This is a genomic window from Bradyrhizobium sp. (genome assembly GCF_016213215.1).
Taxonomy (GTDB): domain Bacteria; phylum Pseudomonadota; class Alphaproteobacteria; order Rhizobiales; family Xanthobacteraceae; genus Bradyrhizobium.
Genome location: NZ_JACRAW010000097.1, coordinates 40,387 through 54,138, shown reverse-complemented (window position 1 = coordinate 54,138; position 13,752 = coordinate 40,387). Strand labels below are relative to the sequence as shown.

The window sequence follows — 13,752 nt, the reverse complement described above, 5'->3', positions numbered from 1 at the left end:
ATCGCCTCAGTGCAGGTTAGGATGGGCACCCACGCCCTTTTCGTCGATCAGCGCACCGGTCGCATAACGATCCAGGCGATAGGCGGCCGCTACCGGATGCGGCGCATCCTTCGCGATCAGATGCGCGAAGCAGAACCCCGAGCCGGGTGTCGCCTTGAAGCCGCCGTAGCACCAGCCGCAGTTGAGATAGAGGCCGTCGATCGGGCTGCGATCGATGATCGGCGAGCCGTCCATGGACATGTCCAGGAGGCCGCCCCAATTGCGCAGCACCCGAACGCGCCCGATCATCGGCATCAGGGCCATGCCGCCTTCGCACACGTCCTCGACAACCGGCAGGTTTCCCCGCTGCGCGTAGGTGTTGTAGCCGTCAACGTCGCCGCCGAAGACGAGCCCACCCTTGTCCGATTGACTGATGTAGAAATGACCGGCGCCGAAGGTGATCACGCCGGGGATCAAGGGCTTGATGCCCTCAGACACAAAAGCCTGGATGACGTGACTCTCGATCGGAAGCGTAAGCCCGGCCATCTTCGCGACCCGCGAGGTCGAGCCCGCGACAGCCATCGCCACCTTCCCCGCGCGGATCGGCCCGCGGCTCGTCTGGACCCCGATGACACGCCCCTGGACGACATCTAAGCCGGTGACCTCGCAATTCTGGATGATGTCGACGCCGCGGAGCGAAGCGCCGCGGCTATATCCCCATGCCACGGCATCGTGTCGCGCAGTCCCGCCGCGCGGTTGCAGCAGACCTCCCTGAATGGGAAAGCGTGCATCATCAAAGTTGAGGAACGGCGCAATCGCCCGGACGCCGTCACGGTCGAGTAGTTCGGCGTCGACGCCATGCAGGCGCATGGAGTTGCCACGCCTTGCGTAGGCGTCCCGCTGCGGATCGGAGTGAAAAAGGTTCAGCACGCCGCGCTGACTGACCATCGCGTTATAATTGAAGTCCTGCTCGAGACCTTCCCACAGCTTCATCGACAGCTCGTAGAAAGGCACATTTCCCGGCAGCAGGTAGTTCGAGCGGATAATGGTCGTGTTGCGGCCGACGTTGCCGTTGCCGATCCATCCCTTCTCGAGCACGGCAACGTTGGTAATTCCGAACTCCTTCGCCAGGTAGTACGCCGTGGCCAGCCCATGGCCACCGCCTCCGACGATGACCACCTCATAGAAGTCCCGCGGCGTCGCATCGCGCCAGTGCGGCTGCCAACCGCGATGTCCGCCCAGCGCCTCTCTCGCGAGGGCAAGCAGTGAAAAGCGCGTCATGCGTCGATCCCGTCCTAGCCTATGGCCCGCACCCGGCCATGCAGGCCATCGAGCGTGCGCTGGCGGCGGTACAGCTTCTTTGCCGAAAGAGACAAGAACCTGCCTCTGCGCGACCAAAGGAACGGATCTTGCTTCGGCCAATGTCGACCTGGCACCCTCTGCAACAAGGGCGCCTCAGTTGCGGGAACTCGCGCTGGCAGGGCCATCTGGTTCAGAAATCTTTCCTCTTAGGAAACTTTTATTCTCCTTGATTGATTTTTGGCCGAGGCTCCACTTAGTGTTTCCCGCGAACCAAGTGCGGAGAGCATCGCCGTGTGCGGCATTGTCGGACTGTTTCTGAAGGACCCGAAACTCGAGCCCAAACTCGGGGGCCTGCTCTCGGACATGCTGGTCACCATGTCGGATCGGGGTCCCGACTCGGCTGGGATTGCGATCTACGGCAAGCCGACCCAGGGGCACCTCAAGGTCACGGTCCAGTCACCGGATCCCGAGCACGACCTTCGCCTGCTTACGAGCGATCTCGCCGAGGCCGGAATCAGGGCGTCCGTCGAAGTGAAAGACACGCACGCGGTGATCGACACCACCGCGGACGTCGCGACGGTGCGGGCGCTGCTGGCTTCGCGCCATCCGCACGTGCGCGTCATGAGCGCCGGCGAGAGCATCGAGATCTACAAGGAGGTCGGGCTTCCCAAGGAAGTCGTCAACCGCTTCGACATCCGCAAAATGTCGGGGACCCACGGCATCGGCCATACCAGGATGGCGACGGAGTCCGCTGTCACGACGCTCGGCGCGCATCCGTTCTCCACCGGTCCCGACCAGTGCCTCGTCCATAACGGATCTCTCTCCAACCACAACAACCTGCGCCGTGAACTCGTGCGCGAGAAGATGGTGTTCGAGACTGAGAACGACACCGAGGTCGCCGCAGCCTATCTCACGGCTGAGATGGCCAAAGGCAAGAATCTCCGCGAGGCGCTGACCAGCGCGCTGAACGACCTCGACGGCTTCTTCACCTTTGTCGTCGGCACGAAGTCCGGCTTTGGCGTGCTGCGCGACCCTATCGCCTGCAAACCGGCCGTCATGGCGGAGACCGACAGCTACGTCGCCTTTGGCTCGGAATATCGCGCCCTGGTCGGCCTCCCCGACATCGACCGCGCGCGGGTCTGGGAGCCCGAGCCGGCCACGGTCTACTTCTGGGACCGCGCCGGAGCCGCTTGATGTCCTCGCCCTCACCCATTCTTGTCGGGAACTGACGCGCAATGCCGAACTTCGACCTATCGACTACCTCCTTAAGGGACTTGAACGGTGCCCTGCACCGCGTGGAGGAAGGCAGCAACGATATCCATTTCGATGTTCTCAATCCGCGCGGCCATCATGCGGTCGCTGTCGGAATTGCGGCTCACCTCACTGTCGATATCAAGGGCTCCGTTGGATACTACTGCGCCGGCATGAACGACGGAGCCGACGTCGTCATCCATGGGTCGGCGGGCCCTGGCGTTGCCGAGAACATGATGTCGGGAACGGTCGTCGTCGAAGGCGATGCCAGCCAGTACGCCGGCGCGACCGGTCGGGGTGGCCTGCTCGTGATCCGCGGCAACGCCTCCTCGCGCTGCGGCATATCGATGAAGGGCATCGATATCGTCGTCCAGGGCAACATCGGCCACATGTCGGCTTTTATGGCGCAGGCCGGCAACCTGGTCGTGCTCGGTAATGCCGGAGACGCACTGGGCGACTCGATCTACGAGGCACGCCTGTTCGTGCGTGGTCATGTGAAGAGCCTCGGATCCGACTGCATCGAAAAGGAGATGCGCCCCGAGCATCACGAGATCGTCGCGGACCTGCTGCGCCGCGCAGGCGTTACCGGCGTCTCCCCGGCCGAGTTCAAGCGCTACGGGTCGGCACGCAGACTGTACAATTTCCACGTCGACAATGCCGACGCGTACTGAGGGCGACCACTCATGAGCTACGTCAATCCGCCCACCCCTCCGCGCAAGTCCGCAACCTTCGATGACGCGACGCTCGCCGAGATCCGGCGCGCCGCAGCCACCGGGATCTACGATATCCGGGGCGGCGGCACCAAGCGCAAGGTCCCGCATTTCGATGACCTGCTCTTTCTCGGCGCCTCGATGTCGCGCTATCCGCTCGAGGGCTACCGCGAGAGGTGCGACACCAACGTGGTCTTGGGCACACGCTTCGCCAAGAAGCCGATCAAGCTGAAAATCCCGATCACGATCGCCGGCATGAGCTTCGGCTCGCTGTCGGCGCCGGCCAAGGAAGCTCTTGGCCGCGGCGCAACGATTGCCGGCACCTCGACCACGACCGGCGACGGCGGCATGACCCCCGAAGAGCGGGTTCACAGCCAGACGCTCGTGTATCAGTACCTGCCCTCTCGTTATGGCATGAATCCCCGCGACCTGCGTCGCGCCGACGCGATCGAGATCGTCATCGGACAGGGCGCCAAGCCCGGTGGCGGCGGCATGCTGCTCGGACAGAAGATCTCGGACCGTGTCGCCGACATGCGCACGCTGCCCAAGGGCATCGACCAGCGCTCCGCCTGCCGTCATCCCGACTGGACCGGACCGGACGATCTCGAGATCAAGATTCTCGAGCTGCGCGAAATCACCGACTGGGAAAAGCCGATCTACGTCAAGGTGGGCGGCGCCCGGCCCTATTACGACACGGCGCTGGCGGTGAAGGCGGGCGCTGATGTCATCGTCGTCGACGGCATGCAGGGCGGCACGGCGGCAACCCAGGAAGTCTTCATCGAGCACGTCGGCCAGCCGACGCTGGCGTGCATCCGCCCGGCCGTGCAGGCGCTGCAGGACCTTGGCATGCATCGCAAGGTGCAGCTGATCATCTCGGGTGGAATCCGCTCGGGCGCCGATGTCGCCAAGGCGTTGGCGCTCGGCGCGGACGCGGTCTCGATCGGAACCGCGGCGCTCGTTGCCATCGGCGACAACGACCCTCGCTGGGAGGGCGACTACCGCAAGCTCGGCACCACGGCGGGCGCCTACGACGACTGGCACGAGGGCAAGGATCCCGCGGGCATCACCACGCAGGAGCCCGAGCTCGCCAAGCGTCTTGACCCCGTCACCGCGGGCCGGCGGCTGGCGAACTATCTGGCGGTCATGACTCTGGAAGCGCAGACGATCGCGCGAGCCAATGGCAAGAGCCATGTCCACAATCTAGAACCTGAGGATTTGTGCGCGCTGACGCTCGAAGCGGCTGCGATGGCACAGGTGCCGCTCGCGGGCACGAGCTGGTTTCCGGGCAAAGGGACCTTCTGAGGTGACCTCGAAAATACCGAGATCGGCGCAGCGTTGAAGAAGCCGGGAAAAGCCACTGTATCAATGGAACGGGGATGATATGGCAACCGACCTTTCAAGGTACGCTGCAGATAACGGCATCAAGTATTTCATGATCAGCTACACGGACCTGTTTGGCGCACAGCGCGCCAAGCTGGTTCCGGGGGCCGCCATTTCGGACATGCAGCGGGACGGCGCCGGATTCGCCGGCTTCGCAACCTGGCTGGACATGACCCCGGCGCATCCCGATCTCTTCGCCATGCCCGATGCCAGTTCGATCATCAAACTGCCGTGGAAACCCGACGTCGCATGGGTCCCCGCCGATTGCATGATGGAGGGTACGTCGATCGGGCAAGCCCCCCGCGTGGTTCTCAAGAAGCTCGTCGCCACGGCCAAGTCGATGGGCCTGCGCGTCAAGACGGGCGTGGAGGCGGAATTCTTCCTGCTCAATGCCGACGGCGGCGCGATTTCCGACGTTTATGACGCCGCGGAGAAGCCCTGCTACGACCAGCAGGCGCTGATGCGGCGCTACGACGTGATCTCCGAGATCTGCGACGCCATGCTGGCTCTCGGCTGGAAGCCTTATCAGAACGACCACGAGGATGCGAACGGCCAGTTCGAGATGAACTGGGAGTACGACGATGCGCTGGCGACCGCCGACAAGCATTCGTTCTTCAAGTTCATGGTGAAGTCGATCGCCGAAAAGCATGGTCTGCGCGCGACGTTCATGCCCAAGCCGTTCAAGGGCCTGACCGGAAACGGCTGCCACTGCCACGTTTCGGTCTGGGACCTCGACGGCCGCACCAACGCCTTCGCGGACGACAAGGCCGAATTCGGCCTGTCCAACCAGGGGAAATTCTTCCTCGGCGGCATCATCAAGCACGCATCGGCGCTCGCCGCCATCACCAATCCAACCGTGAACTCGTACAAGCGCATCAACGCGCCGCGGACCCTGTCAGGGGCGACCTGGGCGCCGAATACGGTCACCTGGACGGGCAACAACCGGACTCACATGGTCCGCGTGCCGGGGCCCGGCCGTTTCGAGCTTCGCCTCCCTGACGGTGCGGTCAATCCCTATCTGTTGCAGGCGGTCGTCATCGCGGCCGGGTTGAGCGGTCTGAAGAGCAAGGCCGATCCGGGGCCGCACTATGACATCGACATGTACAAGGACGGGCATCTGGTGAAGAACGCCCCTCGCCTGCCGCTCAATCTCCTCGATGCGCTGCGTGCGTATGAGAGCGACGAAGTCCTCATGGAAGCCCTGGGTCGGGAATTCTCGACCGCTTACCTGAACCTCAAGCATGGCGAGTGGGATTCCTTCTGCGCCCAGTTCACGCCTTGGGAGCACGCGACCACTCTCGACATCTAGACTACCGCATCTCCATCTTGTCCATCAGGGCAAGTGAGCGGACTGCCGCTCACTTCATCCCCCTGAGCTGGAGGCCTCGCACGAGTTCGCCTGTTTTCCGCCATCGGCTTGCGCGGGCGTCAGGTGCAGGATGGCTCGTGTGGACCAAGCCGCAATTACACACCTGCCCAATGGACAGCCTGCGCAATAGCGGCAGTGTCTGCGTAAGTCACCATATGCCCGGCATCTTTAACGAGGCGCAGGTCGGAGCGGAGCAGCGCCTGCTGTAGATCCCGCGCCTGCTCGGGCTCGATCACCTGGTCTGCTGTTCCGTGAAAGATACGCGTTGGACAGCCGATCTTTGCATAAGACGATTGGAATTGTGCTGCGGTTGGAATGAGCAGCGCACTTTCCTCTGCAGCCGCTCTCAACTGTTTGGGCCTTAGCGTCAGGGAAGTTGGAAATTCATTCTTGAACTCTTGCGGAACAGGACGGGGTGCAAAAATTTTGCGAAGCGCTCCCGGCAAGATGGCCCATGAGATGATGGGGGCAACGGTGTAACGCATGACATCGCCCAGTATTGGTATGGCTGGACCCGACATCATCCACACGTCCCAACGTCTGGTCGGGAAATAGTATCCGGACACAAGCACAAGTCCGCGGACCGGATAATCGGTTCGCAAACTCAAGGCGATAGCGACGAGCGCACCCCATGAATGGCCCAGCACGACAGGATCGCGCACACCAAGTTGATTGAGCGCCTTCACGAAGAGATCCCCTTGGGCCGTTGCAGTCCAGATGCGCAATCGGGGCCGTTGGCTGTATCCGAAGCCGGGCCGGTCGAAACAGAGAACACGATTGCGACTGGCAAGAAGGTCGACAAGCCCGCTGATCAAGAAATCCTGGATCATGGATCCGTTACCATGGAACAGGACGACGCAAGGAGCGGCGGGATCGCCACGCTCCAAGTAATGGAGCCGTACGCCGTCGCACTCCATGAAGCTGCCGACAGGGGGGTTCCTTCGTTCCGCCACCATGGAGAAAACGACATTGCCGATGACCAGAAGGATAGGCACCAGAACGATGATGATGAAGATGGTTTGAGCGGTGGTCATTGCTGAGCCTCAATGATGCAAGCTCAACGAGCCGCATTGCCGATTTTCATGAGAGCCGGTTCGCAGGATAACCGGAACCTGGAGCGTACGTTCCTGCGCGCGTTAATGGCGATGCGATCCGGGGTCCGGATCGGAACGTGCGGACGGCACGTGCGTGGGGTGCGCAACCCAGCAACCGCGGCGCGTTTGTCGCGTTGATGCGAGACAAGGAGGCGAAATGATGCGGAACAAAGCTCCACACAATGAAGACTGTGCACATCAATTTCCCCGGCGAGGGCACGCTCTTGATCAACAGCGATAACACCGTGACGCGTGCGGCATGCAGAACCTGGTTTATCTGATCGGTATCGCCGCGGCAGCGCTCACGTCGCTCTCGTATATCCCCCAGGTCCGCAAGGCCTATCCGCGTGGAGCTACGCAAGACCTGTCGCTCAAGATGCTCGCGATCCTTGGCGCGGGTCTTGCGCTCTGGATCCTGTACGGCGCGCTCCGAGGGGACTTCGTCATCATTTTCGCCAACATCGTAGCGGTGACCCTCGTGGGCGCCTTGCTGGGGTTCAAGCTGCGCGATCTCAGGTGAAGACCATCTTCGTCCAACCATATGGTCGAGGAATTCGTGGCGGAGGATCCGGATATCAAGATCGAGATTCTCGTTGCTGATCACCAGAACAAGGCCGATGTTGACCTTTCGATCATTCGCCGCTGGTTCGACGAGTCGGGCGTCGACGTCATCTCCAACGTCGGCAATTCATCGGTAGCCCTCGAGGCCAAGACACTGGTCGAGGCCAAGAACAAGGTTGCGCTGATCTCCTCGGCGGGAACTTCCGACCTTACGCGCAAAAGCTGAAGTCCCAATGCCATTCACTGGTCCTGGGATTCATGGTGACTCGCCCATTCGACCGCGACCTCGCTGGTCAAGACAGGCGCGGACAAAGGTTTCTGCTGGAGAGCAAATCTCTTCAGAAGGCGGCGCAGCGCGCGCGGCTCAGGCGGTCAGCGCGGGCAGACCGGGCGACCGCCAGCATTCGCCGTTCTTCCCGATCAGCAGCGCATCCACGCCCGGCAGCATTGCGGCGAGCGCGAGCGACCGCTCGGCGCCCAGCACCATGAAGGCCGTCGACAGTCCGTCGGCCTCGAGGGCCGTGCGCGCCAGCACGGTGGCGCTGGCGAGTTCCGTGGGCGAATCGCCGACAGCCGGGTCGAAGATGTGGTGGTGCCGGAAATCGGGCGTGAAGAAGGTCTCGTAGTCGCCCGAGGTGGCGAGCGCCCGCCCGTCCATGGCGAGCCGCGCCGCCGGCGCGTCGACGTCGCGCGGGTGGCGGACGCCCAGCACCCATGGGCCACCATTTGGCTTGCGGCCCAGCGTGTCGAACTCGCCGGCGTCGATCAGCGCATGGGCGATGCCATGCCGGCGCAGCGCCGCCAGCGCGCGGTCGGCGGCGTAGCCCTGCGCGACGCCGTTGAGCGTGACCGCCATGCCGGGCAGCTGCAGCCGCACCACGTCATCCGACACGGTGAGCCGCCGCCAGTCCACCAGCGCGCGCGCCTCCCGCAGGGCCGCAGGCGTAGGCAGGCCGCCACGCTCCTTGGCCTTGGAAAACGCAAGCCACAGCGGCTGCACCGTCACATCGAAAGCGCCCTGCGTGCGTCCGGATAGATCCTGGGCGTAGCGCAACACATCCAGCACCCGCGCGTCGGGACTTTCGAGCACGCCGGCGCGATTGAGCATGGAGAGCTGGCTGTCGTCGCGATACAGGCTCAGCAGCGCATCCACGGCCTGCACCTCGGCCAGCGCCTCGGCCAGCGCGGCCTGCGCCTTGTCGGCGTCGGCGTGCAGCGCCAGCAGTGATACCTTCGTGCCAAGCGCACGGCCCGAGAGCGTATGCGGCTTCGAATCCTCCATGAGCGGCTTGCCCCAGGCGGCGAGCCGGGCCGTCGCGGCCAGCGAGCACAGGCCCAGCGAGGCCGAGATCAGCTTGCGTCGATTCATCTTGGATCCTCGTGTTCAGTATGGAAACGGGTGCCATCGGCCGCCAGCCTGGTGCGTAGCGCGGTCCAGCGCTCGGCCGAGCCCGCCACCTGCGTTGCAGGCTTGCACGCGGTGTTGGCGCAAGCTGCGCAGCCCTCAGCCGAAACCGCAGCGGAAGCCAACGGCGCGGCCTCCTCGCCATGGCCGTGGCCACCGCATCCGCCGCCGACCAGCCGAAGGGGCCCGGCTTCGGGATGCTGCTCGGCCACGTGACGCGCCGCGCGCTGGACCAGGATCCAGCCCGTCATCAGCGCCAGCAGCAGGATGAAGGTGACGATCAGGGTGGTGAGCATCCTCAGCCTCCCAACCCTGCGAAGCCCATGAAGGCCAGCGACAGCACGCCGGCCAGCATGAGCACCAGCACCGTGCCTTGAACCACCTCGGGCACATCGGCCAGTTGGACACGCTCGCGCACGCTGGCAAGCAGCGTCAGCGCCAGCGTGAAGCCGGCGCCGCCCCCGATTGCGAATGTGAGCGACTGCGCAAAGTCGTACTCGCGCGCCGTCTGGAACAGCGCCACTCCCAGCACCGCGCAATTGGTGGTGATCAGCGGCAGATAGATGCCCAGCGCCCTAAACAGCACGGGGTAGTGCTTCTTGACGACCATCTCGACCAGTTGCACGGCCGAGGCGATCACCGCGATGTAGCAGATCAGCCGCAGGAACTCGAGATGTGCAAGCGCCAGCATCCAGTTCAGTGCGTAGGCGCTGACCGAAGCGATCACGATCACGAAAGTGGTGGCGAGCCCCAGCGGAAAGGCCACCGCCACGCTGTGCGTGACGCCCAGGAACGGGCACATGCCCACGAACATCGCCAGCACGAAATTGCCGGACAGAATGGTCGTGAGCAGGATCTGGCCCAGCGATTCACGCACCATGGCAGGCTCCGGAGTTTGCGGCGGCAGCCGACTGGGCGGCGCCTTTCTCCCGCGCCGCCACGCGCCGGCGCACGATGGCGAACAGCAGCAGCCAGCCGGCCATCACGAAGAAGCCGCCGGGCGGCAGGACCATCACCACCCAGGGCTGGAAGTCGGGACCGAACAGCGGAACGCCGAAGAACGCGCCGGCGCCCAGGATCTCGCGCACGCCGCCGATCATCGTGAGCCCCAGCGTGAAGCCGAGGCCCATGCCGACGGCGTTGAGCGTCGCCGGAATCGGTGGCGTCCGCGCCGCGTGGGCCTCGGCCCGGCCGAGCACAAGGCAGTTTCCAACGATCAGCTGAATGTAGGCGCCGAGCGCCTCGTACAGGTCCAGGCTGATGGCCTGGATCGCATAGTCCACCACGGTGACGAAGGTGGCAATTATCACGATGAAGGTCGCGATGCGCACCTCCTTCGGGACCAGGCGGCGCAGCACCGAAACCAGGAAGCACGAGGCCGCAAGCACGAAGGTGGTGGCCAGCCCCATCGAGATCGAGTTGATGGCGGATACGGTGACGGCCAGCGTCGGGCACATGCCCAGTACCATGACGAACACCGGGTTGCGCTGCCACAGGCCCTCGGTGAACTCCTCCCAAGTGCTGGGCGGCGCGCCGAAGGCCACAGGAGACGAGTTGCTCATGGTTCCTCCAGTTTATCCAGCTTGGGGACCAGCCGCGGCAGCAACAATTGCGCGGCGTCGTTGATGCCCTTGCCAACAGCGCGCGACGTGACGGTGGCGCCCGAGATCGCGTCGATCTGCCAGGCCTGCGTTTTCGTGCCGTGCTTGACGACCTTAACCTCGTTGACCAGCGCCGACAGGTCCTCCTTCAGCCGCACGTCCAGCGCCTTGAAATTGGCGAGGAAGCCCTTGTCGGTGAGGATCCTGTCGCCGATGCCCGGCGTCTCGCGCATCGACACCACGCCGATGCCGACGATGCAATCGCAACCCTTACTGTAGCCGAACATCACGCGCACCGTGTCGGCGTAACCCTTGGCCGCGCCTTCCGCCGCGATCCCTGCGAGCTTGCCCTCGGCGTCATAGGCGGCGTAGAAGCGCAGCGCGCCCGCAGGCGGATCGCTGCCGCCCGCCAACGTGATCTCGCTCGAGGGGAGCGCCCAGTATTCCTTCACCGACTTGGCGCTTGGCAGCACCTTGAAAACCGCGCGTTCGGCGGCCAGCCGCCGGTTGGCCTTTGCGCGGTCCAGCGTGGTCAGATAGCTGGCGACGATGATCAGACCGCAGATCGCGGACACCACGCTCAAAGTGCGCAGCAGCGCGAAAGTCGGCGTCGCCTGCACTGGTTCGACCGGCGCTGGAGAGGCGGCCGGCGCGTTCATTGCTGCTTCTCCTTGCGCTTAACCGCTGTGCCGAAAGCCACCGGCTGGGTGATGCGCTCGATCATCGGCGTCGCGGCGTTGCCGATCAGAATGGCGTACATCACGCCCTCTGGCAGGCCGCCCGAGTAGCGGATGATCACAGTCAGAACGCCAATCAGCGCGCCATACAGCCACATGCCCTTGGGTGTGACCGGCGAGGTGACCATGTCGGTAGCCATGTACACCGCGCCCAGCACCAGGCCGCCCGAGAACAGCACGAACAACGGATCGGGATAGTGGTGCGGATTGATCGCGAACAGCGCCGTCGCGAGCGCTGCGGCGCTCCCCATGACCGCGGCCGGGATCCGCCAGTCGAGATAGCCGCGCACCGCCAGATAGCCGCCGCACAGCAGGATCAAGAGTGGCGAGGGGCCGACCGCCATGTGCCCGGAGAGGGACGTCAGCAGATCGAGGCTCGAGGTCAGCACGCCCTCGAACTTCCAGCGCGCCAGCGGCGTGGCGCCGCTGATGCCGTCGACATGAAAGGCGTTGAGCCAGGCCGTCAGGTCCTTCGGCATCATGAACGGCAGCGCCAGGCTGGAAGGGATGAACTCCATGAAGCGCCCGGGCATGAACGAGGGCGTATAGGTCGCAATCGCGACCGGGAACGCCGCCTGCCCGAAGCCTCGTCCAACCAGCGCCGGGTTGAACAGGTTGTGCCCGATTCCGCCGAAGATCGCCTTGCCCAGCGCGACCGCGACGAAGCCGGCGACCGCACCCATCCACAGCGGAAAGCCGGGCGGCAGCGTCAGCGCCAACAGCAGCCCGGTGATGGTGGCCGACCAGTCGTACAGATTCCCGGATTGCTTGCCCAGTCGCAGGAAAAGAGCTTCGGCCGCGAGGCAGGACGCCGTGACGACGATGAGCAAGGCCAGCGCCGAGAGACCGTACTGCCAGATGAAGAACGCGCAGACCGGCAGTAGTGACCACACGACATGGCGCATGATCTTGACCACCGCGTTGTCGGCCTTGATGTGGGGGGCGGAGCGGATTTCGACCATGGTCATCGCGCTGCTCCCCGGAAGCTGGACGACGCTGAACGATACAGGGTCATGCCGCTTCCTCCCGACCGCGCAGCACCTGCTTGGCGATGCGGAACTGCTGCACCAGCGGGATGTTGGCCGGACACACGTAGCTGCAGGTGCCGCATTCGAAGCACGCGCCCAGCCGATAGGTTTCGGCCATCATGTCGTACTGACGCTTGGCGGCCAGCATGCCCAGCGTGGAGGGGTTAAGCCCCATTGGGCAGCTTTCGATGCACTTGCCGCACTTGATGCACGGGAAGCTCTTGCGCGCCTCGCGCGGGGCCAGATCCTGCCCGCGGAACACCAGGATGCCCGACACGCCCTTCGTGATCGGCGCGTCGAGGCACGCCACGGCGTGTCCCATCATCGGGCCGCCGAAAATCACCTCCACCGAATCCGCCGGCGCGTCCACGTTTTCCAGCAGGAAGCGCAGCGGCGTACCCATCGGCACCAGGTAATTGCCGGGGCGCCCGACCGCAGTGCCGGCAACGGTGATCACGCGCTCGATGAAACCGCGCCCACGTGGCGTGAGCGCGCCCACGAGGGCCAGCGTGGCGACGTTCTGCACGTAGGCGCCGATCTGGTACGAACGCGAGTCGGGCGGTACCTCGCGGCCCAGCAGCGTCTTGATCAGCATCTCGCCCGCGCCCTGCGGGTACTTGGTGGGCACCGTCTCCACCGTCACGTCGCCGTCGGGGGGCAGAAGGGCGCGGATCGCCTCCACGGCGTCAGGCTTGTTGTCCTCGACGCCGATGATGGCGGGCGGGCTGCCGAGCAGTCGCCTTGATATGGCGATGCCTGCCAACAGATCGGACGCGCGCTCCACCATGATGCGGTGGTCGCTGGTGAGGTAGGGCTCGCATTCGCAGCCGTTCACCACCAGCGTATCCACCGGATATTCCTTCGGCACGCGCAGCTTGGCGTGCGTGGGAAACACTCCGCCGCCCAGTCCGACGATGCCGGTGCGCTGTACCGCGGAGATCAGTTCATCCTCGTTCATAGCCGCCATATCCTGCGGCTGTTCCCACTCGACGGCCTGCGTCGAGGCGGCATGAACCTTGATGATCACCGAATCCGTCCAGGGGCCGCTGGAGGTCGGATGCAGACGAATCGCCTCGACCACGCCGCTGGCCGGAGCATGGTGCGGCACCGAGATGAAGCCATCGGGCTCGGCCAAGGGCTGCCCGCGCAGCACCTCCTGGCCGACGTGCACCACCGGCCGAGCGGGACGCCCGACGTTTTGCGACAGCGGCACCACCAGGCGCGGCGCAAACGGCAGGCGAGTGATCGGCATCCTCGCCGTGTCCTTGTGCTGCGGCGGGTGAACGCCTCTCGCGAATGCCTCGCCACGCAGGAAGTTGAGCAGCTTCATCGCTG

At 64.4% G+C, this 13,752-nt stretch carries 15 protein-coding genes; 6 read left to right on the top strand and 9 right to left on the bottom strand.

The window, feature by feature from the left end; genetic code table 11:
* Positions 1–6: 6 nt before the first annotated feature.
* Positions 7–1,260 (bottom strand): sarcosine oxidase subunit beta family protein, encoded by a 1,254-nt coding sequence (locus HY852_RS16325; RefSeq protein ID WP_291605808.1) that lies wholly within the window; start codon positions 1,258–1,260, stop codon positions 7–9.
* A gap of 312 nt (positions 1,261–1,572) precedes the next feature.
* On the opposite strand from HY852_RS16325, the gene HY852_RS16320 reads away from it, so the two are divergent.
* From HY852_RS16320 to glnT, 4 genes are all read left to right on the top strand, one after another.
* On the top strand, positions 1,573–2,475 hold the full coding sequence (locus HY852_RS16320) for a glutamine amidotransferase family protein (RefSeq protein ID WP_291605807.1): 903 nt from the start codon (positions 1,573–1,575) through the stop codon (positions 2,473–2,475).
* A gap of 41 nt (positions 2,476–2,516) precedes the next feature.
* Positions 2,517–3,203 carry a GXGXG domain-containing protein gene (locus HY852_RS16315; protein WP_291605806.1) on the top strand — a complete coding sequence of 229 codons (687 nt, stop codon included), beginning with the start codon at positions 2,517–2,519 and terminating at the stop codon, positions 3,201–3,203.
* Between the two features lie 12 nt (positions 3,204–3,215).
* A complete protein-coding gene (locus HY852_RS16310) occupies positions 3,216–4,544 on the top strand; it encodes an FMN-binding glutamate synthase family protein (RefSeq protein ID WP_291605805.1) in 1,329 nt (442 codons plus the stop codon).
* A 79-nt stretch (positions 4,545–4,623) separates the two neighbouring features.
* The gene (gene glnT, locus HY852_RS16305) at positions 4,624–5,931 is read left to right on the top strand and encodes a type III glutamate--ammonia ligase (RefSeq protein WP_291605804.1); all 1,308 of its coding nucleotides are present in this window, start codon (positions 4,624–4,626) and stop codon (positions 5,929–5,931) included.
* A gap of 155 nt (positions 5,932–6,086) precedes the next feature.
* On the opposite strand, the gene HY852_RS16300 is transcribed toward glnT, so the two are convergent.
* Positions 6,087–7,025, bottom strand: coding sequence for an alpha/beta hydrolase (locus HY852_RS16300; protein WP_291605803.1), 939 nt, complete (start codon positions 7,023–7,025; stop codon positions 6,087–6,089).
* Positions 7,026–7,344: 319 nt separating this feature from the next.
* Between HY852_RS16300 and HY852_RS16295 the strand changes: the two genes are divergently transcribed.
* Positions 7,345–7,605 carry a SemiSWEET family transporter gene (locus HY852_RS16295; protein ID WP_291605802.1) on the top strand — a complete coding sequence of 87 codons (261 nt, stop codon included), beginning with the start codon at positions 7,345–7,347 and terminating at the stop codon, positions 7,603–7,605.
* 36 nt (positions 7,606–7,641) lie between these two features.
* Complete coding sequence (locus HY852_RS16290; protein ID WP_291605801.1) at positions 7,642–7,872, top strand: ABC transporter substrate-binding protein; 231 nt, start codon at positions 7,642–7,644, stop codon at positions 7,870–7,872.
* A 138-nt stretch (positions 7,873–8,010) separates the two neighbouring features.
* Here the strand turns inward: HY852_RS16290 and HY852_RS16285 are convergent, their stop codons facing one another.
* The 7 genes from HY852_RS16285 to rsxC are packed head-to-tail and all read right to left on the bottom strand — an operon-like array spanning position 8,011 to position 13,747.
* Entirely contained in the window at positions 8,011–9,015 is a 1,005-nt protein-coding gene (locus HY852_RS16285) for an FAD:protein FMN transferase (protein ID WP_291605800.1), read from the bottom strand.
* Entirely contained in the window at positions 9,012–9,347 is a 336-nt protein-coding gene (locus HY852_RS16280; RefSeq protein WP_291605799.1) for a hypothetical protein, read from the bottom strand. The genes HY852_RS16285 and HY852_RS16280 overlap by 4 nt, the downstream gene beginning before the upstream one ends.
* Positions 9,348–9,349: 2 nt before the next feature.
* Positions 9,350–9,931 carry an Rnf-Nqr domain containing protein gene (locus HY852_RS16275; RefSeq protein ID WP_291605798.1) on the bottom strand — a complete coding sequence of 194 codons (582 nt, stop codon included), beginning with the start codon at positions 9,929–9,931 and terminating at the stop codon, positions 9,350–9,352.
* On the bottom strand, positions 9,921–10,613 hold the full coding sequence (gene rsxE / locus HY852_RS16270; RefSeq protein ID WP_291605797.1) for an electron transport complex subunit RsxE: 693 nt from the start codon (positions 10,611–10,613) through the stop codon (positions 9,921–9,923). Before rsxE ends, HY852_RS16275 begins: the two co-directional genes overlap by 11 nt.
* Positions 10,610–11,311: an FMN-binding protein gene (locus HY852_RS16265; protein ID WP_291605796.1), complete on the bottom strand. Its 702-nt coding sequence runs from the start codon at positions 11,309–11,311 to the stop codon at positions 10,610–10,612. The genes rsxE and HY852_RS16265 overlap by 4 nt, the downstream gene beginning before the upstream one ends.
* Complete coding sequence (locus HY852_RS16260) at positions 11,308–12,357, bottom strand: RnfABCDGE type electron transport complex subunit D (protein WP_291605795.1); 1,050 nt, start codon at positions 12,355–12,357, stop codon at positions 11,308–11,310. The genes HY852_RS16265 and HY852_RS16260 overlap by 4 nt, the downstream gene beginning before the upstream one ends.
* A 43-nt stretch (positions 12,358–12,400) precedes the next feature.
* Entirely contained in the window at positions 12,401–13,747 is a 1,347-nt protein-coding gene (gene rsxC, locus HY852_RS16255; RefSeq protein WP_291605794.1) for an electron transport complex subunit RsxC, read from the bottom strand.
* Between the last annotated feature and the right edge of the window lie 5 nt (positions 13,748–13,752).

Bases quoted from the DNA above. Each gene is read 5' to 3' on its own strand.
- HY852_RS16300 (WP_291605803.1), bottom strand. From the start codon at position 7,025: ATGACCACCGCTCAAACCATCTTCATCATCATCGTTCTGGTGCCTATC.
- HY852_RS16275 (WP_291605798.1), bottom strand. From the start codon at position 9,931: ATGGTGCGTGAATCGCTGGGCCAGATCCTGCTCACGACCATTCTGTCC.
- HY852_RS16315 (WP_291605806.1), top strand. From the start codon at position 2,517: ATGCCGAACTTCGACCTATCGACTACCTCCTTAAGGGACTTGAACGGT.
- rsxC (WP_291605794.1), bottom strand. From the start codon at position 13,747: ATGAAGCTGCTCAACTTCCTGCGTGGCGAGGCATTCGCGAGAGGCGTT.
- HY852_RS16295 (WP_291605802.1), top strand. From the start codon at position 7,345: ATGCAGAACCTGGTTTATCTGATCGGTATCGCCGCGGCAGCGCTCACG.
- HY852_RS16260 (WP_291605795.1), bottom strand. From the start codon at position 12,357: ATGACCATGGTCGAAATCCGCTCCGCCCCCCACATCAAGGCCGACAAC.
- HY852_RS16285 (WP_291605800.1), bottom strand. From the start codon at position 9,015: ATGAATCGACGCAAGCTGATCTCGGCCTCGCTGGGCCTGTGCTCGCTG.
- HY852_RS16310 (WP_291605805.1), top strand. From the start codon at position 3,216: ATGAGCTACGTCAATCCGCCCACCCCTCCGCGCAAGTCCGCAACCTTC.
- glnT (WP_291605804.1), top strand. From the start codon at position 4,624: ATGGCAACCGACCTTTCAAGGTACGCTGCAGATAACGGCATCAAGTAT.
- HY852_RS16325 (WP_291605808.1), bottom strand. From the start codon at position 1,260: ATGACGCGCTTTTCACTGCTTGCCCTCGCGAGAGAGGCGCTGGGCGGA.
- rsxE (WP_291605797.1), bottom strand. From the start codon at position 10,613: ATGAGCAACTCGTCTCCTGTGGCCTTCGGCGCGCCGCCCAGCACTTGG.
- HY852_RS16280 (WP_291605799.1), bottom strand. From the start codon at position 9,347: ATGCTCACCACCCTGATCGTCACCTTCATCCTGCTGCTGGCGCTGATG.
- HY852_RS16265 (WP_291605796.1), bottom strand. From the start codon at position 11,311: ATGAACGCGCCGGCCGCCTCTCCAGCGCCGGTCGAACCAGTGCAGGCG.